Annotated in this window: 21 protein-coding genes; 18 read left to right on the top strand and 3 right to left on the bottom strand. The window is 72.0% G+C overall.

All coding sequences use genetic code 11. From position 1 onward, the window contains the following. Positions 1–29 precede the first annotated feature (29 nt). Positions 30–1,220, bottom strand: a complete 1,191-nt coding sequence (locus tag LHA35_RS09345) for a hypothetical protein (protein WP_226607431.1) — start codon at positions 1,218–1,220, stop codon at positions 30–32. A gap of 170 nt (positions 1,221–1,390) precedes the next feature. Here LHA35_RS09345 and LHA35_RS09340 point away from each other — a divergent pair, with 170 nt between their 5' ends. From LHA35_RS09340 to LHA35_RS09315, 6 genes are all read left to right on the top strand, one after another. Further along, positions 1,391–2,017: a LolA family protein gene (locus LHA35_RS09340; protein ID WP_226607429.1), complete on the top strand. Its 627-nt coding sequence runs from the start codon at positions 1,391–1,393 to the stop codon at positions 2,015–2,017. 196 nt (positions 2,018–2,213) lie between these two features. Further along, positions 2,214–2,987, top strand: a complete 774-nt coding sequence (locus tag LHA35_RS09335; RefSeq protein WP_226607609.1) for a gamma-glutamyl-gamma-aminobutyrate hydrolase family protein — start codon at positions 2,214–2,216, stop codon at positions 2,985–2,987. A gap of 401 nt (positions 2,988–3,388) precedes the next feature. Beyond that, positions 3,389–4,075: a fumarylacetoacetate hydrolase family protein gene (locus LHA35_RS09330; RefSeq protein WP_226607426.1), complete on the top strand. Its 687-nt coding sequence runs from the start codon at positions 3,389–3,391 to the stop codon at positions 4,073–4,075. Between the two features lie 175 nt (positions 4,076–4,250). Beyond that, entirely contained in the window at positions 4,251–5,060 is an 810-nt protein-coding gene (locus LHA35_RS09325; protein ID WP_226607423.1) for an exodeoxyribonuclease III, read from the top strand. 96 nt (positions 5,061–5,156) lie between these two features. Continuing rightward, a complete protein-coding gene (gene tsaB / locus LHA35_RS09320) occupies positions 5,157–5,834 on the top strand; it encodes a tRNA (adenosine(37)-N6)-threonylcarbamoyltransferase complex dimerization subunit type 1 TsaB (RefSeq protein WP_226607418.1) in 678 nt (225 codons plus the stop codon). Next, on the top strand, positions 5,831–6,283 hold the full coding sequence (locus LHA35_RS09315; RefSeq protein WP_226607416.1) for a GNAT family N-acetyltransferase: 453 nt from the start codon (positions 5,831–5,833) through the stop codon (positions 6,281–6,283). Before tsaB ends, LHA35_RS09315 begins: the two co-directional genes overlap by 4 nt. Positions 6,284–6,716: 433 nt before the next feature. On the opposite strand, the gene LHA35_RS09310 is transcribed toward LHA35_RS09315, so the two are convergent. Then, the gene (locus tag LHA35_RS09310; RefSeq protein WP_226607606.1) at positions 6,717–6,971 is read right to left on the bottom strand and encodes a sulfurtransferase TusA family protein; all 255 of its coding nucleotides are present in this window, start codon (positions 6,969–6,971) and stop codon (positions 6,717–6,719) included. Between the two features lie 91 nt (positions 6,972–7,062). Between LHA35_RS09310 and LHA35_RS09305 the strand changes: the two genes are divergently transcribed. The 11 genes from LHA35_RS09305 (at position 7,063) to LHA35_RS09260 (ending at position 15,787) form a co-directional block, all read left to right on the top strand. After that, positions 7,063–7,536 (top strand): MucR family transcriptional regulator, encoded by a 474-nt coding sequence (locus LHA35_RS09305; RefSeq protein ID WP_226607414.1) that lies wholly within the window; start codon positions 7,063–7,065, stop codon positions 7,534–7,536. 181 nt (positions 7,537–7,717) lie between these two features. Next, positions 7,718–8,221, top strand: coding sequence for a Fur family transcriptional regulator (locus tag LHA35_RS09300; RefSeq protein WP_226607412.1), 504 nt, complete (start codon positions 7,718–7,720; stop codon positions 8,219–8,221). Continuing rightward, on the top strand, positions 8,218–9,051 hold the full coding sequence (locus tag LHA35_RS09295; protein ID WP_226607410.1) for a GNAT family N-acetyltransferase: 834 nt from the start codon (positions 8,218–8,220) through the stop codon (positions 9,049–9,051). The genes LHA35_RS09300 and LHA35_RS09295 overlap by 4 nt, the downstream gene beginning before the upstream one ends. Positions 9,052–9,092: 41 nt before the next feature. Beyond that, positions 9,093–9,584 carry a hypothetical protein gene (locus LHA35_RS09290; RefSeq protein WP_226607408.1) on the top strand — a complete coding sequence of 164 codons (492 nt, stop codon included), beginning with the start codon at positions 9,093–9,095 and terminating at the stop codon, positions 9,582–9,584. 10 nt (positions 9,585–9,594) lie between these two features. Continuing rightward, positions 9,595–9,888 carry a nitrile hydratase subunit beta gene (locus LHA35_RS28615; protein WP_264185444.1) on the top strand — a complete coding sequence of 98 codons (294 nt, stop codon included), beginning with the start codon at positions 9,595–9,597 and terminating at the stop codon, positions 9,886–9,888. Further along, entirely contained in the window at positions 9,885–10,250 is a 366-nt protein-coding gene (locus tag LHA35_RS28610) for a nitrile hydratase subunit beta (protein WP_264185443.1), read from the top strand. The genes LHA35_RS28615 and LHA35_RS28610 overlap by 4 nt, the downstream gene beginning before the upstream one ends. 58 nt (positions 10,251–10,308) lie before the next feature. Next, positions 10,309–10,911 carry a nitrile hydratase subunit alpha gene (locus LHA35_RS09280; RefSeq protein WP_226607405.1) on the top strand — a complete coding sequence of 201 codons (603 nt, stop codon included), beginning with the start codon at positions 10,309–10,311 and terminating at the stop codon, positions 10,909–10,911. Between the two features lie 299 nt (positions 10,912–11,210). Then, positions 11,211–12,593, top strand: coding sequence for an MFS transporter (locus tag LHA35_RS09275; protein ID WP_226607403.1), 1,383 nt, complete (start codon positions 11,211–11,213; stop codon positions 12,591–12,593). 901 nt (positions 12,594–13,494) lie between these two features. Beyond that, positions 13,495–14,295: a DUF2272 domain-containing protein gene (locus tag LHA35_RS09270; RefSeq protein WP_226607400.1), complete on the top strand. Its 801-nt coding sequence runs from the start codon at positions 13,495–13,497 to the stop codon at positions 14,293–14,295. After that, positions 14,292–15,410 carry an NADH:flavin oxidoreductase/NADH oxidase gene (locus LHA35_RS09265; protein ID WP_226607396.1) on the top strand — a complete coding sequence of 373 codons (1,119 nt, stop codon included), beginning with the start codon at positions 14,292–14,294 and terminating at the stop codon, positions 15,408–15,410. The genes LHA35_RS09270 and LHA35_RS09265 overlap by 4 nt, the downstream gene beginning before the upstream one ends. 80 nt (positions 15,411–15,490) lie before the next feature. Continuing rightward, positions 15,491–15,787, top strand: a complete 297-nt coding sequence (locus LHA35_RS09260) for a DUF1330 domain-containing protein (protein WP_226607392.1) — start codon at positions 15,491–15,493, stop codon at positions 15,785–15,787. Between the two features lie 165 nt (positions 15,788–15,952). On the opposite strand, the gene LHA35_RS09255 is transcribed toward LHA35_RS09260, so the two are convergent. Beyond that, positions 15,953–16,696, bottom strand: coding sequence for an SDR family NAD(P)-dependent oxidoreductase (locus LHA35_RS09255; RefSeq protein WP_226607389.1), 744 nt, complete (start codon positions 16,694–16,696; stop codon positions 15,953–15,955). A 173-nt stretch (positions 16,697–16,869) separates the two neighbouring features. Between LHA35_RS09255 and LHA35_RS09250 the strand changes: the two genes are divergently transcribed. Then, the gene (locus tag LHA35_RS09250) at positions 16,870–17,502 is read left to right on the top strand and encodes a hypothetical protein (RefSeq protein WP_226607386.1); all 633 of its coding nucleotides are present in this window, start codon (positions 16,870–16,872) and stop codon (positions 17,500–17,502) included. The last annotated feature ends 433 nt before the right edge of the window (positions 17,503–17,935 follow it).

The raw sequence follows: 17,935 nt of genomic DNA, 5'->3' as shown, positions 1-17,935 counted from the left end.
GCCAATGCGGTGGAGGCGATCGCGGTCGCCTATGGCCCGCAGGACCCGGCGCGGTTCCAGCCGCCCGCCGGATACCGCAGCCTGCAGGCGCCCACCGGAGCGCCGCCCCCCGTGGCGAGGCCGCCCGCGCGCTGAACCGGCGCCCCGGCCGGGGCCGACAGCGGCGGGGCGGGCAGGGGTTGGGCGGTGCGGGGCCGGGTCCCGCCGAGCCGGGCGGCGGCCAGCAGCAGCCGGGCCGTGAGCATCTCCCGCGGCAGCGCCGCGGGTGGCAGCAGCGGCAGGGCGAGCGCCGGGCTGAGCGCCCCGACGGCCTCCCAGGCGGCGCCGAAGCGGGGGGCCGCCAGCGCCGTGCCGAGCGCGCCCGCCGGCACGCCGAGCCGCGCGGCCCAGCGGCGGAAGGCGGGCGTCTCGGCCGCGAGCGAGCCGATGCCATCGGCCCAGAACTGTCGCAGCGCGCGCCGCGCCAGCAGGCGCCGCCGGACGGCAAGGGCCGCCGGGACCGGCCCTGCGGGCCGCTCGGCCTCCACGCGCAGGCCGGGCAGGTGGCGGATGCGGGCATCCTGCCGGCGCAGCGCCGCCAGCAGGCCGGGCAGGCCGCCCGCCGGGCCGGCCGGCAGCCCGCCGAGCCTGGCCAGCAGCCCGGTGCGGATGGCGAAGCTCGCCGCGTCCTCCTGGCCATGGGCCGGGGCCGGCTCCTCCGGGTCCAGCCGCGCCGCCAGCGTCGCCAGCAGCCCGGCATAGCGCGCCGCGGCATCCGGCCCGCGCCCGGGCGCCACCACCTCGCCCAGCGCAAGGTCGGCCCCGCCGGCCAGCGCCGCGAAGCCATGCGCGACCCATTGCGCCTCGGGCACCGCCTCGGCCGTGGTCGCCAGCACCGGCCCGTCGCCGCCGAGCCAGTCGCCGGCGGCCGCCATGGCCGCCCGCAGCGCCCAATGCCCATCCGGCGCCGGCGGCAGCATGCGGACGGGGAAGGGCAGGGCCGGCTGCAGGCCCTGCAGGGCCTGGCGCAGCGGCCCGGCCGCACCGGTCGGCGCGACCACCACGCCGAAGGCGTCGGGCGCCAACCACAGCCCCTCGCGGCTGCGCTGCAGCGCCAGGGCGCAAAGGCAGCGGACCAGCTTCGCCGGTTCCGTATCGGCCAGGATGGCGACCACCGCCCGTGGGCGGACCTGGGTGGTGGCGGAGGCGATGGTCAGCGGCAGGGAGCGTGACATCGGCATGGCCCGGCGGGATAGGGCCGCAACGCGCGACCAAGCCATCCGTCTCACATTGCGGTTGTGGTGAAGGGTCACGCCACCGTGCCAGCGGTTCACGATTGGATAAGGTTTGTTGCAGGCGGGCGGTGCGGCGGGGCTTTCCCCGGCCGCGCCCCTGGGCCAGATGTGGTGGGATGCTCCGCCGTCCCTTGCTCGCGCTTCCCGCCCTGCTGCTCGCCGGCCCGGCCGCCGCCCAGCAGCGCCCGCTCTCGGACCGCGACCGCGCCGATGTCGCGCGTGCCGAGGCCTGGCTGAACCGGCTGACCAGCCTGAAGGCACGCTTCCTGCAGATCGCGCAGAACGGCGCCTCGGCCGAGGGCACCGGCTGGATCGTCCGGCCCGGCCGCATGCGCTTCGAATACGATCCGCCAGAGCCGCTGCTGCTGGTCGCCAGCCACGGCCAGTTCTTCTATTTCGACCGCCAGCTCAAGCAGGCGACGACCCTGCCGCTCGGCGCGACCCCGCTGGGGATGCTGCTGCGGGACAATCTCAGGCTCTCGGGCGATGTCACGGTCAGCCGGGTGGAGCGGGGCGGCGGGCTGCTGCGCATCACGCTGCACCGCACCGGCCAGCCGGCGGAGGGATGGCTGACCCTGGTCTTCAGCGAGGACCCGATCGAGCTGAAGCAATGGGCGGTGGTGGATGCGCAGGGGCAGGAGACGCGGGTCAGCCTGTTCCAGACCGAGTTCGGCGGGCGCTACCCGTCCATCCTGTTCGACTTCAACGACCCGCGCTTCCGCGAGGCGTTGGGGATTCAATAGGGCCGCCCCGCGGGCGGGGCAGCGCAGCCATGCGGCCACGCCCCCCTGCGAGGCCGGCGCCGCTGCCCCATTTGCGGCAGGCAAGGCGCGCGTCGGGCCGGATCAAGGAACCGGTCAGGGAATGGCGCGAAAACTGCATCAACTTCCGCGCCGCCACCTTGATCATGCCGCATTCGCGGATGAAGCTGGAACCGTGATGAAACCGCTCATCGGTATCTCCTGCTGCGTGAAGGCCTTCGGCATCTTCAACACGCCGAACCACGCCGCTTCCGACAGCTATGTCCGCGTGGTGCTCGGCCCGGTCGGCGGCATCCCGGTGCTGCTTCCGGCGGCCGGGGAGGCGCTGGCGCCGCAGATCCTGCCGCGGCTGGACGGGCTGATCCTGACCGGCAGCCGGTCCAATGTCTGCCCGGACCACTACCAGGGCCCGCCGCATGCCGAGGGCACGCCGGAGGACCATGACCGCGACGCCACCACCCTGCCGCTGATCCGCGCCGCCATCGCCGCCGGCCTGCCGCTGCTGGCGATCTGCCGCGGCTTCCAGGAGCTGAACGTCGCGCTCGGCGGCAGCCTCGACCAGCGGATCCAGGACCTGCCGGGGCGGCTCGACCACTCGACGCCTTCCGACCAGAAGCTGCCTGGCTTGCGGACCGGCAAGGCGCATGGCGTGCGGCTGCAGCCGGGCAGCCTGGTGGCGGCGCTGGCCGGCGCCACGGAGGTGCCGGTGAACTCCCTGCACAACCAGGGCATCGCCCGCCTGGCGCCGCGCCTGGTGGCGGAGGGATGGGCGCCGGACGGCACGATCGAGGCGGTGCGCGTGAAGGACGCGCCCGGCTTTGCCTATGGCGTGCAGTGGCACCCGGAATATGATTGGGAGCGGGATGCGGTCAGCCGCGCGCTGTTCGAGCGCTTCGGCGAGGCCTGCGCCGGCTGGGCGGCGCGGCGGCAGCTCCAGCAGGCGGCCGAATAGGCTTCGGCGTGCCAGCCACCGCCGCGGTTGCGGTTGCGCCGGGTCACACCTGCGCGACCCTGGCGGGATACCGCAGAGTCGCATGGCTGCCGCGCGCAAAGGCTTTTGCTTCCCAGGCTGTACCTGGCTAATATCCACAAGCCGGCCCGTCTATAATGGGCCGGTGGCGTAGGCCGGTTTCCCCTGCCGGCTCGCCCGACCTTTCCGATCGGAAAAAAACAACAACGGCGCCCGGACACCCCCCTGTCCGGGCGCTTTTTTTGTGCTTCGCGCCATTTCTCCGCAACTTAGCTGGTATACTTGAGGTGTAACATAAGGTGATTCCCGCGCCGCGGCAGCCTTCCGGGGGGGCTGGGCCGCTGCTATGGCTTCCATGCCACGTCCAAGGAGTTCCTCTCGGCATGTCCGACTACGTCATCGCCCCGCCGGTGATCGCCGCCGTGCCCGTCAAGGGCAGCAGCCAGATGTTCCCGGTCCGCCGCATCTTCTGCGTGGGCCGCAACTATGCCGAGCACGCGATCGAGATGGGCAGCGACCCGACCCGCGAACCGCCCTTCTACTTCGCCAAGCCCGCCGATGCGCTGGTGGTCAATGATGCCGACATGCCCTACCCGCCGATGACCAGGCAGCTCCACCACGAGATGGAGTTGGTGGTCGCGATCGGCTCGGCCGGCGCCAACATCCCGGTGGAACAGGCGATGGCGCATGTCTGGGGCTATTGCGCCGGCCTCGACATGACCCGCCGCGACCTGCAGAACGAGGCGAAGAAGACCGGCCGCCCCTGGGACATGGGTAAGGGCTTCGACCACTCCGCCCCGATGGGCGCGCTGGTGCCGGCCCGGGGCGTCGATGTCTCGAAGGGCCGGATCGAGCTGAAGGTCAACGGCAAGGTCGTGCAGTCCTCCGACCTCTCGAAGCTCATCTGGTCGGTGCCGGAGGTGATCTCGAACCTCTCCCACCTGGTGCGCCTCGCGCCCGGCGACCTGATCATGACCGGCACGCCGGAAGGCGTCGCGGCGGTGCAGAAGGGCGACCTGCTGGAGGGCTTCGTCGAGGGCGTGGGCGAGGTGCGGACGCGGATCGTCTGATTCCGTCCCGCATGAATGCTGACGCATTCATGCGGTCTCAGGCGCCGGTGGCGGCTGCAAGCCAGCACTTACGCCGGGCCGGCATGCCATCTCGGCCCCCCGGCTGCGCGCCCGGGGGGGCCGAGGCCAGGCCCGCCGCCTTGCCCAACGTGGCGCGAGACGCTAGCGCGAGCGGATGCCCACCCTCCGCATCGCCACCTGGAACATCAACTCCGTCCGCCTTCGCCGCCCGCTGCTGGCGGAACTGGTGAAGGCGCTGGAGCCCGACGTCCTGTGTCTCCAGGAGACGAAGTGCCCGGACGAGCTCTTCCCGCTCGATGACCTCCGCGCCTTCGGCTTCCCGCACATCGCCCATAAGGGGATGAAGGGCTACAACGGCGTCGCCGTGCTCTCCCGCCTCCCCTTCGCGGTGCGGGAGGAGGAGCCGGACTGGTGCGGCAAGGGCGATTGCCGGCATCTGGGCGTGGAACTGGACGCACCCGGCGGCCCGGTCGAGTTGCATGATTTCTACGTTCCCGCCGGCGGCGACACGCCGGACCGGGAGGCCAACCCGAAATTCGCCCACAAGCTGGATTTCGTGGCGGAGGCCACGGCCTGGTCCAGGGCGCGCGGCGCGAAGCCGCGCAGCGTGCTGGTCGGCGACCTCAACATCGCCCCGCTGGAGCAAGACGTCTGGAGCCACCGGCAGATGCTCGGCGTCGTCTCCCACACCCCGGTCGAGGTGGAGGCGCTGACCGGCTGGCAGCAGGCCGGGGACTGGCACGATGCCCTGCGGCATTTCGTGCCGGCCGAGCAGAAGCTCTACACATGGTGGTCCTACCGGGCGCGGGACTGGGAGGCCTCGGACCGCGGCCGAAGGCTGGACCATGTCTGGGTCAGCCCGGACCTCGCCGGCGCGCTCACCCGCCATGCCGTGCTGAAGCCGGCCCGCGGCTGGCCGCAGGCGAGCGACCATGTGCCGGTCATGGTCGAACTCGCGTTGTAGGCGTTCTGGGTCGCACAATGTCTACCATGGCTTCACGCGACCGTGATTGCTAGGATGGAGCACCCGGCGACAGGCCCGGGACAGGACGCCCGACCGGTGTGGATTCTCGCCCTCGACGCCTCGCTTGCCCGCTGCTCCGCCGCCCTGCTGGCGGATGGCGTGTTGCGCGCCCATCGCCACCTGGAGGGAGGGCGGGGGCATGCCGCGACCCTGCCGCCCATGGCGCAGGAGGTGCTGCGGGAGGCGGACGTGCGGCCCGGCGACCTCGATGCGGTCGCCGCCGTGGTGGGTCCCGGCGGCTTCACCGGCATCCGCGCGGCGCTGGCGCTGGCGCAGGGCCTCGCCCTCGGCGCCGGCCTGCCGGTGCTGGGCGTCACGACGGGGGAGGCGCTGGTCGCCGCCCTGCCGGCCAGCCAGGCCGCCGGCCGTGCCATCTGGTCCGCGGTGGACAACCGGCGCGGGCGGGTGGTGCTGGAGCGATTCGCCCCCGGCGCTGCGGCGCCCGAGGGACCGCCCGAGGTGTTCGAACTCGCGGCCCTGCCGCTGCCGGCCGGCCCGCTCACGCTGGTCGGTGATGCCGCGCCGGCGGCGGCCGAGGCCCTGGCCGCGCGCGGGGTGGATGCGCTGGCGGGCGACAGCCGCCTGCCGGCGGCGGATGCGGCGGCGCGCGTCGCGGCGCTGCGTCTCGCCGGCCGCATCCCGCCGCTCGCGGCCCGGCCGCTCTATGTCGAGCCGCCGGCGGTGCGGCCGCCGGCCAACGCCGCACCGGCGTGACCCTGCGGGCCGCGACGCCGGCCGAGGCGCCGGCGCTCGCCGGGCTGCATGTGGCGGCCTTTCCGCCGGCCGAGGCCTGGGGGCCGGACGCCATCGCCCTGATGCTGGAGATGCCGGGCGCCTACGGGCTGTGGCGGCCCGGTGCCGGCTTCGTGCTGGCGCGGGCGGCGGGCGGGGAGGCGGAGATCCTGACGCTGGCTGTGGCGCCGGCGGCCCGCCGGCAGGGGATCGGCGCCGCGCTGATGGCAGGCGCCCTGGCCGGCGCCGCGGCGCGCGGCGCCGAGGCGATGTTCCTGGAGGTGGCGGCGGGGAACGCCGCGGCGCTCGCGCTCTATCGCGGCCTCGGCTTCGCGGAGGTGGGCCGGCGCCGCCGGTACTATGCCGATGGCGCGGATGCCCTGGTCCTGCGCCGCGATCTGCTGCCTGGTTCCGCCTGTCCCGGGGCCTGATACCAAGTCCCGTTGATCCCAACCTATCGGCAGCGGACGGCCGCCCCGACGCAGCCCACCCCGGCCCCGGCGGGGCCGCTTTACTGCATGGGTTCTGATCAGCGGGATTTGGTATGAGACTGGCGGTCGCTGAATCGTGCCCGATCAACGCCCGCCTCGGTCGCCGGGCGGTCTGCTCCGCGAACCTTGGCTGCGCCGGCTGTGCGGCGCAGCCAGGGCCCGGAGGGCCGCCGGCGTCTGAGGCAGGAAATGCGCCAGCATTCCATGGGCCCGGCAGGACCAGGCGCGGCGGCGCTACGCAACTTCCGCTTTGCCTGTCCGATACTGCGCTGCACACAACAGCGGATTGCGTTCAGAACGGACGCGAGCCTCTGGAAATCCTTGTTCGGGCAGTTCCAGGCATCCGGTCGCCCAGGGCCTCCCGCGATCTGCTTCAACCTTTGCGCAGCAGAAGCTCGGTGGTGCCGTCCGGCAGATCGCGCTGCGCAAGAACGTCATGGCCCTGTTCTGCCGCCGTGCGTGGGATGTTCCGCTTCGGCTCGTCCCCGCGCAGGCGGACCAGCAGAACCTCGCCTTTTTTCATGCGGTCAAGTGCGAGGCGGGTGCGCACGAAGGTCATCGGGCAAGTCTCTGCCGTGATGTCGAGGACGCGATCGCTATTCAGTTCTTGCTTGCAAACAGAGTTCAATGGATGATGCCCTGCGAATCGCCGAAACGCATTGCGAAACGGCCCTGCGCCGCAGTATAGCTCGCCGACCGTCAACGGGAAGACACGTCACATGGCTGAAGAAGCCCCCTCCGCAGACCTGCTGGGACTGACCGCCGAAATCGTCGCGGCCCATGTTTCCAACAATCCGGTGTCGCTTGCAGACCTCCCCAATCTGATCCAGGAGGTCTACCGTACCCTCTCCACTGTCGGACAGCCCGCTGCCAAGCCGCAGCCCGAGCGCCCGCAACCTGTGGTGCCGATCAAGAAGTCAATCACGCCCGAGTACCTGATCTGCCTGGAAGACGGGAAGAAGTTGAAGATGCTGAAGCGGCATCTGCAGACGTCTTACAACATGACCCCCGAGCAGTACCGGGAGCGCTGGGGCCTGCCGGCGGACTATCCGATGGTGGCGCCGAACTATGCCAAGCACCGCTCCTCCCTGGCGAAGAAGATCGGGCTCGGCACCAAGCCGCGCGGCCGGCCGGCCCGCGGGGCCCGGCGCGAAGCCGCGGCCGCCGCCGCGACCCAGACCAAGCTCGGCTGACCTCCTCCGCCGGCCGGCGGGGCAGGCGGCCTGGCCGCCTCGCCCCGTGATCTTTCCGTGATGGGATCCGCGGCTCCGCCATGGTGGCGGAGCCCGCGGGACGCTATGGTCCCGGCCCTGATTGAAACAGAGGGGCCGGACGACCCGGTCGCCGACCAGCAAGGGCCGTACCCGAGCCGCTATGGACACGCCCGCTTCCGCCGACCGCGAGGGCATCTCCCGCATCGAGAGGCTGTGCATCGATCGCGGCCTGAAGATGACCGGGCAGCGGCGCCTCATCGCCCGCGTCCTGTCCGACAGCGCCGACCACCCGGATGTCGAGGAACTGTATCGGCGTGCCCATGCGCGGGACAGCCACATCTCCATTGCCACCGTCTACCGCACCGTCCGCCTGCTGGAGGAGAAGGGCATCCTCGAGCGGCGCGACTTCGGCGGCGGCCGCGCCCGCTACGAACCGACCGAACATGGCCACCACCACCATCTCATCGATGTGGACACCGGCAAGGTGATCGAATTCGCCGACGAGCGGCATGAGGCCCTGGCGAAGGAGATTGCCGCCCGCCTCGGCTTCGAGCTGGTGGACCACCGGCTGGAACTCTTCGGCCGCCGCTTCCCGGAAGCGAAGCCGGCGGCCCCCGCGCCGCGCCGCGGTGGCCGCGCCCGCAACGGACGCGACCAGGCATGACCATCAGCAGCCCCGCCCTCCTGACCCGCGAGGCGGGCTTCGGCGAGATCCGCGCCGGCAATCTCGGCGTCCGCATTGCCGAGACCGCGGCCGAGATCGATGCCGCCCTCGCGCTGCGCTTCCGCATCTTCTACGGCGAGATGGGGGCCCACCCGGATGCCGAGACGCGGGCGAGCGGCCGTGACCGGGACGAGTTCGACGCGGTCGCCGACCATCTGCTGGTGGTGGACCACGACCTGGGCGAGGGGCCGGAGGCGGTGGTCGGCACCTACCGCCTGATCCGCCGGCCCGCCGCCGCCGCCATCGGCCGCTTCTACTCCGCCGCCGAGTACGACATCTCCCCGCTGCTGGCCTGGCCGGGAGAGATCCTGGAACTCGGCCGGTCCTGCGTGGATGCCAATCATCGCACGCGCGGGACGCTGCAGCTGCTCTGGCGCGGCATCGCGGCCTATGTCTTCCATCACCGCATCGACGTGATGTTCGGCTGCGCCAGCCTGCACGGCACCGACCTCGACGCGCTGGCGCCGATGCTGACCTATCTGCACGCGAACCATCTGGCGCCGGAGGCGATCCGCCCGCGCGCCCTGCCGGAGCGCCACGTGCCGATGGACCGGCTGGACCCGGCGGGCCTCGACATGCGGGCGGTGCTGAACGACCTGCCGCCGCTGGTGAAGGGCTATCTCCGGCTCGGCGGCTTCGTCGGGGACGGCGCGGTGCTGGACCACCAGTTCAACACCACCGATGTCTGCGTGGTGGTGAAGACCGCCCTGGTCACCGACAAGTACTTCAAGCACTACGAGCGCAAGCGCACGCCCCTCGGCCCGGAATAGGCGCCGGGGAACCCGGCGGCGCGCCGCTGCGTCCGGGCCGCATGCCCGGCACGCGCCGCCTCGCCTTCCTGGCCGTCCTGCTGACCGCGCTCGCCCTGGTGCCGGCGGGCGCCCATCTGCTGGCCCTGCCGAACAAGCTGGCCATGGGGCGCGACGCCTATCTCGCCGCCCAGGGCGCCTATGCCGGCTGGGCCCTGGCGGGCGTCTTCCCGGTCTCGGCCATCCTGGCCTGCCTCGCCCTCGCGCTCCGGCAGCAGCACCCGCCTGCCTCCCCCTGGCCGGCCCTGCTCGCGGCGCTGCTGCTGGCCGCCGGCCTCGGCGTCTTCTTCGCCTGGACCTTCCCGGCCAATCTGGCGACGGCGAACTGGACCACCCTGCCCGAGGAGTGGGAGGCGCTGCGGGCGCAGTGGGAATGGTCGCACGCCGCGAATGCCGTGCTGACCCTGGCGGCCTTCTGCGCCGTGCTGCGGGCCGCGCTGGCGCCGCTGCCCGACCTTCGCCCGGGCTGGACGCCGGGCGGCCGACCGCCTTAGCCTTGCGCCCATGAGCGACGCCGAGCACACCCCAGCCATCCATGACATGGGCGGCCTCAGCCGCTTCCGCTGTTCCCCCGTGGAGCGTGACGAGGCGCCGCCCGATGCCTTCGGCAAGCGGGTGGACGCGCTGCGGCAGATCCTCGCCCAGAAGAAGCTGATGACGGTGGACGAGCTGCGGCGGGGGATCGAATCCATCCCCGAGGATGAGTATTTCGCGCTGACCTATTACGAGCGCTGGCTGACCTCCATCTGCACGCTCATGCTGGAGAAGGGCGTGATCTCGGCGGAGGAGCTGCAATGAGCGCGCCCGTCGCCGGCGATTCCGGCCAGCCCGAGCCGCGCGCCGAGCCCGTCGCGGCCCGCTTTGCCGCGGGCGACCGCATCCGCGTGAAGGATGACTGGCCGGAGCGCCGCGGCCCCTGCCACATCCGCACGCCGCACTACCTGCGCGGGCGGGAGGGCACCGTGCAGGCCGTGCTCGGCGCCTTCCCGAACCCCGAGGACCTGGCCTTCGCCCGGCCGGCGCCGCTCCGCGTGCTATACCATGTCCTCTTCGACCAGCCGCCGATCTGGCATGAGGGCACCGAGGGCGACACCGTCCTGGTCGAGATCTTTGAGCACTGGCTCGAACCCGCGGCGACGCCCGCAAAGGAGGCTGCGTGATGCTCACCGATTCACGCTTCCACGCCCTTCGACGCTCCGGCAGCCGGGGGGCGGCAGCATGAGCGCCCCCGCCCGCCCCGAATCGATCGCCCGGCTGGAGAAGCTGGTCGCCGCGCTGAAGGCGAAGGGCATCGTCACCGAGCAGGAGATCGCGGACCGCCAGGCGAGCACCGACCGGGCCAGCCCCGAGATCGGCGCCCGCATGGTCGCCCGCGCCTGGCTGGACCCGGAATGGCGCGCCCTGCTGCTGCGCGACGGCGCCGCGGCCGCCGAGCAGATGGGCGTCTCCATGGCCGGCGCCCCGCCGCTCGGCGTGCTGGAGGACAAGCCCGGCCTGCATCACCTGGTCGTCTGCACCCTCTGTTCCTGCTACCCGCGCGCCGTGCTGGGCTACCCGCCGAGCTGGTACAAGAGCTTCGAGTACCGCTCCCGCGCCGTGCGCGAGCCGCGCGCGGTGCTGGCGGAATGGGGCACGGTGCTGCCGCCGGACACAAAGATCCGCGTGGTGGACAGCACCGCCGACTACCGCTGGATGGTGCTGCCGATGCGCCCGGCGGGGACCGAGGGCTGGTCGGAGGACCGGCTCGCCGCCCTCGTCACGCGCGACGCGCTGGTCGGGGTTGCGCTGCCGCAGGTCCCCCTCGCCGCCGCCGCCGAGTAGCCTGCCGCCGCCGGTTGCGGCGGACATACCGGCGCTGCGGAGCCTCGATGCCCGCAGCGCCCGCCATCCGAGGACCGGAGCGCCTGGCGCGGAGGTCCGAACGGGATGGCGAGCGTGAGACTGCGGGAGGACGGCATCCAGACCATCGGCGAGTTGCGCGCGCGGGGCGCCATCGCGGCCTTCGGGCGCGTCCGGCAGTCCTGCCTCCTGCCCGAGCCGTCCCGGGCACCGGTCGCCGGACCCGCGGGGCGCCGCCCGGGACCCGATAAGGGAGCCGCGCTCCGCGCCGCGCGGCGGCCTTGACCGACGCCCCGCCACGGGCCCTGGAGGCGCCGGAGCAGGACGGGCTGCCGATGCCGCGCCGCGTCCTCGCGGTCGTCGCGGTCTCCGCCTCCATCGCCATCACCGTGCTCGACAGCTCCATGATCAATGTGGCGCTGCCGGGCATCGCGCGCGATCTCGGCATCGCGCCGGCGACCGCGACCTGGCTGCTGATCGCCTATCAGCTCACGGTCGTGACCACGCTGCTGCCGCTCGCCTCCCTGGCCGAGGGCATCGGCTTCCGCCGCGTCTGGCTCGCGGGCTTCGCCGTCTTCGCCGCCGGCGCGCTCGGCGCCGCCCTCGCCCCCTCCTTCGAGGCGCTGCTCGCCTGGCGCATCCTGATGGGCCTCGGCGCCTCGGCGGTGATGAGCCTCACGGCCGGGCTGATCCGGCACATCTACCCCATGGGGATGCTCGGCCGCGCCATCGGCATCAATGCCATGGTGGTGGCGGTCTCCGGCGCTTCCGCGCCCTCGGTTGCCGCCGCCATCCTCTCGGTCGCGCCCTGGCAGGCGCTGTTCGCGGTGCATGTGCCGGTCAGCCTGATCGGCATCGCCATCGGCTATGCCGCCTTGCCCTCGCCGTCCCGCAGCGGCCGGCGCTTCGACTGGCCGAGCGCGCTGCTGAACATCGCGACCCTCGGCGCGGTCTTTCTCGGCCTCGACCTGGTGCTGGGGCAGCCGCCGGTCGGGCTGGCGCTGATCGTCGCCGGCGTCGCGGCCGGGGTGGTGCTGGTGCGCCGGCAGCTCCGCCAGCCGGCGCCGCTGCTGCCGGTGGATCTGCTGCGCATACGCCCCATCGCCTTCGCGGTCATGGCTTCGGTCTGCGCCTTCTCGGCCTGGTATGCCGCCTATGTCTCGCTGCCCTTCCTGCTGCAGGGGGCGGGGGCAAGCCAGGCGGCGACCGGGCTGATCATGACGCCCTGGCCGCTCGGCATGGCGCTGTCGGCGCCGCTCGCCGGGCGGCTGTCGGACCGGGTGCCGACGGCCTGGCTCTGCGCCCTGGGCATGGGGGCGATGGTGGTCGGGCTGAGCCTGGTGGCGGTGCTGCCGGTGGCGGGCCAGGGGGGAGTGAACGGGCTGCTGGTCGGGGCGATGTTGGCGCTCTGCGGCGCCGGCTTCGGCGCCTTCTCCACCCCCAACAACCGCACCATGATCGGCTCCGCCCCCAAGGCGCGGGCGGGCGGCGCGGGGGGCATGCAGGCGACGGCGCGGCTGCTGGGGACCACGCTCGGGACCACCGTGGTCGCGCTCTGCTTCCAGCTGGCCGGGCCGGCGGGGCCGCAGGTCGGGCTGTTGGCCGGCATCGGCTTCGCCCTGGCGGCCGGGGTGCTGAGTCTCTCCCGGCGGCGGATGGTATAGGGCCGCCCGGGCGTCCTGCGCTGGCGCCGCTTTTCCCTGATACGCGCAAGGCCTGGGGCCCACCGCCGCAAGCGGCGGCTGAGCGCCCGGACAGGCGCCGCGCCGAAAGGCGGAGCGGCCCAGGCCGCTGTGCTGCGGTGCCGGGCATCTGTCCATGCAGGCCGCCGGCCTAATGGCGGCACGGGGACCCGAACCCCGGGCCATGGGCAAAAAAAGGGGGCCGGTGGTTTCCCACCGGCCCCAAGTGGTGATGCTGTGCCCGACCCCAGGTCGCGGCACGGGATCACTGGGAGGAGACGTCCAAGGCATCGCCTGAACGCATACAATGTACTTCACTCACCTTTGAGTGAGAAGAGCTAATTCATGAAAAAGCGTTTAGCTGATGTGCTGGCGAAAGGGGCCGTGTGCGGCACCGACAGCGAGTCTGCGTTCAGAACAGAACGCTGATCCGCGGCAGGTCCTTGATGGCAGTCTGAATTCACGCGCCTGGCCGTCCATCCCCTCCATTCGCGATCTGCTCTGGAGCGACAGCCATCCGTGGCAGGAGCCGTGACGCCAGCGTCCGGATGCGTCACCGCATCCGGGCAGGGGCGGCGTGCTTACGGCGGGCCACAGGCCCGAACGCCAGCCGTGCTGCCGGGGGGTATGACCAGGGCCGTTGGCATGCAGCAAAAAAAGAAGGCCGGTGGTTTCCCACCGGCCCCGAGTGGTGATGCTGTGCCCGACCCCAGGTCGCGGCACGGAATCACTGGGAGGAGACGTCCAAGGCATCGCCTGAACGTGTACAGTATACGCATCTCACGTTGCCGTGAGTATGGATTTCATATTAACTGTACGTCATCTTTCCCGGCGGTCTCGCGCCCGATGCGCCTGCGCGACCGGCACGCTATTCCCTGACGGCATGTGCCGCGCCGGCCCCGCCCTGCTCCTCGCCCTCTCCCTGCTCGCCGCCTGTGCCGCCCCGCGGCCGCCGGAGCCGCCGCTGCCCTACCCGCCGGCCGCGCGTGACCGCATGCTGCGCATCGCGCTCAGCGAATGGGCGGAGTGGGGGCGGCTGGAAGTCACCGCCGGCCAACGCCCGCCCTCCAGCCGGGCCGAGAGCGACCCCGCCAATTTCCCCCGTGTCCTGGCCTATTGGCGCGCCCTGCCGGATGACGAGGGCGCCATCGCCAAGAACCGCCGCCGCTACGCCGCCGCCCTGGTGGGCCAGCCGGATGGCGAGACGCTCTGGCAGGAGCCCTTCTGGTCCGCCGCCTTCATCAGCTACGTGCTGCAGGCCGCCGGCATCGACCGCCGCGAATTCCCGCCCGCCCCGGCCCATGCCACCTATGTCGATGCGCTGATCCGCGACGCCGCGCTCTTCCCCGCGACCGCGCCCTTCCTGCCGCGCTCCCCCGCCGAGAGGCCGCCCCGTCCGGGCGACCTGCTCTGCGCCGACCGCAGCGCCACCCCCATCCGGGACTGGCGGGAGCGCCTGGCCGAGGCGGGCCGCTTCCGCCCCATGCATTGCGACATCGTGGTCGAGGCGGGGCCGGGCCATGTGGACGCCATCGGCGGCAACGTGCTGGATGCCGTCACCCGCACCCGTTTCCCAGCCGACGCATCGGGCTATCTTCTGCCCGAGCCGCCGGGCGCCCCCGTCTGGTTCGCCATCTTCGAGAACCGCCTCGGCCGCCTTCCCCCCTGGAGAGAGATCCCATGACCGACCTGTTCGAGCCGCTGGCGCTGCGCGGCGTCACCTTCAAGAACCGCATCGGCGTCTCGCCCATGTGCATGTATTGCTGCGCCGGCGACGGCAAGCCGACCGAGTGGCACCTGCAGCACCTGCTCTCCCGCGCCGTCGGCGGCGCCGGGATGGTGATGACCGAGGCCGCGGCGGTGACGGCCGAGGGCCGCATCTCCCCCGACGATCTCGGGATCTGGGAGGAGGCGCAGCTGCCCGGCCATGCACGGCTCGCGTCCGGCATCGCCGCCATGGGCGCGGTGCCGGCCATCCAGCTCGCCCATGCCGGCCGCAAGGCCAGCCGCAACGCACCGTGGGAGGGCGGGCCGGCCCCCGTCGCCCGTGGCTGGCAGCCGGTCGGGCCGAGCGCCGAGGCCTTCGACGACTACGTGACCCCGCGCGCCATGACCGAGGCCGAGATCCTGGCCACCATCGAGGCCTTCGCCCTGGCGGCGCGGCGCAGCGTCGAGGCCGGCTACCGCTTCATCGAACTGCATGCGGCGCATGGCTACCTGGCGCACCAATTCCTCTCGCCGCTCTCGAACCGCCGCAACGATGCCTGGGGCGGCGATTTCGACGGCCGCGCCCGCTTCGTGCTGGAGATGACCAGGGCGACCCGCGCCGCCATCCCGGACGAGATCCCGCTCTGTGTCCGCGTCTCCCACACCGACTGGGTGGAAGGCGGCTGGACGACGGAGGAGACGGTCGAGCTTTCCTGCCGGCTCAAGGCGCTGGGCGTGGACATGATCGACGTCTCCTCGGGTGGGCTGCACCCGGCGCAGAAGATCGCCCTCGGCCCCGGCTACCAGGTGCCGGGGGCGCAGGCGGTGAAGGCGGGCGCGGGCATCGCGGTGGCGGCGGTCGGCATGATCACCGAGCCGGAGCAGGCCCAGGCGATCCTGACGGAGGGGAAGGCGGACATGATCCTGCTGGCCCGCGCCGTGCTGCGCGACCCCTACTGGCCGCTGCACGCCGCGGCCAAGCTCGGCCGGACGGAGAAGCTGGGCGTGCCGCCGCAATACGAGCGGGGGTGGATGACGCTCGGGAAGATGCACAAGGACCCGGCGATCGCGGAGGCGATGGCGGCGCTGTAGCAGCGAGGGGCTCTGCCCCTCGCACACCCCCGCCAGGGGTCGTGCGACCCCTGGACCCGGCCACAGAAGGGGAGGACAGGATGCCCGCCTATCTCGTCGCCAATCTCCGGGTGAAGGACCCGGCGAAATTCGCGGAGTATCGCGAGAAGGTCACGCCCATGATCGCGCGTTTCGGCGGCCGCTATCTGGTGCGCGGCGGCGCGGTGACGCCGGTGGAGGGCAGTCCGAACCTCGAACGCGTCGTCATCATCGAATATCCGGACATGGCGTCGCTCAAGGCCTTCTATCACAGCGCCGAATACGCGCCGCTCATCGCCCTGCGCCAGGCGGCCTCGGAGGGCGATGTCGCCTTCGTCGAAGGCTACGTGCCCGGCTGAGGGCCAAAGGCGGCGCGCCCCGCGGCCGCCCGCGCCGGCCCATGCAAATGCCCGGATGCGTGACTGTATCCGGGCAAGGGCGCCGCACCTGCGGCAGGCGGCAGAAGCCGCCTCGGCGCGGGCTGCCACTCGCGCTGCAGGGGTCTCCGATAACGGCCGCTGGTATTACAGCATCTGCCCGCCATCGACGACGATGGTATGCCCCGTCACCCAGCGCGCGGCAGGGGAGGCGAGGAACAGCACCACATCCGCCACCTCCTCCGGCGTGCCGAGCCGGCCGAAGGGGATGCCCGCCAGGATGCCATTGTAGAGCTTCGGGTCGCTGGTCTTCCGCGCCTCCCAGGAGCCGCCGGGGAATTCGATCGAGCCGGGCGCCACGCCGTTCACCCGGATGCCCTTCGGCGCCAGCATCGCCGCCTGGCTCTGGGTGTAGTTGATCAGCAGCGCCTTCACCGCCGCATAGGCCGGCGTGCGGGTGGAGGCCATGTAGCCCGAGATGGAGGAGAGATTGACGATGCTGCCCTTGCTCTGCTCGAGGAAGGGCAGGGCCGCGCGGCTGGCGCGCACCGTCGCCATGACATCCACCGAGAGCCCGGCCTGCCAGCCTTCCTCGGTGTCCGGCCCGCCGAAGCCGGAGGCGTTGTTGACCAGAACGTCGATCCCGCCCAGCGCCTCGCCCGCCGCCGCGACATACGACAGCACCGCTTGCTGGTCGCCGAGGTCGCAACTCGCGGCATGCGCCGTCACGCCGAGCGCCGCGATCTCGCCCCGCGTCGCCTCCAGCGGGCCCGCGCCGCGGGCGCAGAGGGAAACCGCCGCGCCGGCGCGCGCGAAGCCGAGCGCGATGGACCGCCCGATGCCGCGGCTGCCGCCGCAGACCACCACCCGCTTGCCCTTGAAATCGAACACCTTTGCTCCTCCTCGGAAGAATGGCGAAGGCTGGCCGAGCCCGGACGCCGCGGCAAGGGGCTGTGCCTTGCGAGGCGACGAGACATGACGATACTCGTCGGTAGGGCAGGGGGCATGGCGTCGGCATCACCGCCACCCTGGATCCTGCCTGCAGCCAGGTCGGGGAGGGTGGGATGGAGCCAGCCTACACGCGCGCGACTATCCTCGAACTGAAGTGGGGCAGCAGCGCCGAGCATCGGAAGCTCGCGCGAATGGCCGGCATGAACGCGCTCGACATCGAGTATATCGCCGAGATCTGTCTGTCCCGTCATGTGATGATCATCATGCGGTCGCCGAAGCGTGCATCCCGCATCTTCGATGGCGGTCTGATCGATCCCAAGCCCCCGGGGGTCAAGGAGAAAACCGATCGCTATACCGGGACCGTCGAGCGTGCGGTACGAAGGGCAGTGGATCCGGTGACCGGAAAGGAAAGCGTGGTCACCAGAACCTACATCTCCGATTATGACCTGATGTCGGTCTGGAAGGGGCCGGGCCGGCCTTATGCCAAGCTGTTCTTCTCGGAGACCGCGCGGGGCGAACTGAGCGCCGAGGCGCTGTCCCTGTTGCGGGAACTGAATCAGGGGCTGATCCGCAAGATCCAGCATGGCGCGAACGACGACTGGCTGAAGGACGGAAAGCCACGCAACCCCCATATTGGGTTTGACTCCTTCATTGTCTGGCGTGTCAACGGCAGTGTCGAGTTCAAGCCGTCCAAGGGCATGCTGCAGCAATTCTACCGGGATAACGGGCTGCACTGGCCATACTGAGGGGACCACGCGCCTACAGGGCCTGCCGGTCGCGCCAAGCTGCCTGCATTTCCTCGCCCGTCAGCAGGTCGGCGTATTGCTGGCCCATGTCAAAGAGGGGCACCTTATGCGGGCCGGGGGCGGGGGGCCCGACGCAACCGGCGACGCGGATCGTCCGGAAATCGTGCTGGAGCGCGTCCGTCACCATCGCCCGACGCAGCCCGAGGTGGTGCGGCCCGCGACCGCCGCCGTGCCCACCCGCCGCATCGGGAGCCACCCGGCCAACTCCGCGCCGAGAAGGCCGAGGCGTTGCGCTTGCGGGGCACCAGCTCATCCGGCGCTGGCGCCGACTCCCCTACAATCTATGAGAGCGGGCTGGTCTCCGTCAGTTGGGTGCGCGGTGGAAGCTGCCGGGCCGGGCAGGCGGTGCCCCGCCCGCCCCCTGGCTTGATGC

The organism is Roseicella aerolata (genome assembly GCF_020523605.1).
In the GTDB taxonomy this organism is placed as follows: domain Bacteria; phylum Pseudomonadota; class Alphaproteobacteria; order Acetobacterales; family Acetobacteraceae; genus Paracraurococcus; species Paracraurococcus aerolatus.
This window is presented reverse-complemented; position numbering and strand designations above follow the sequence as displayed.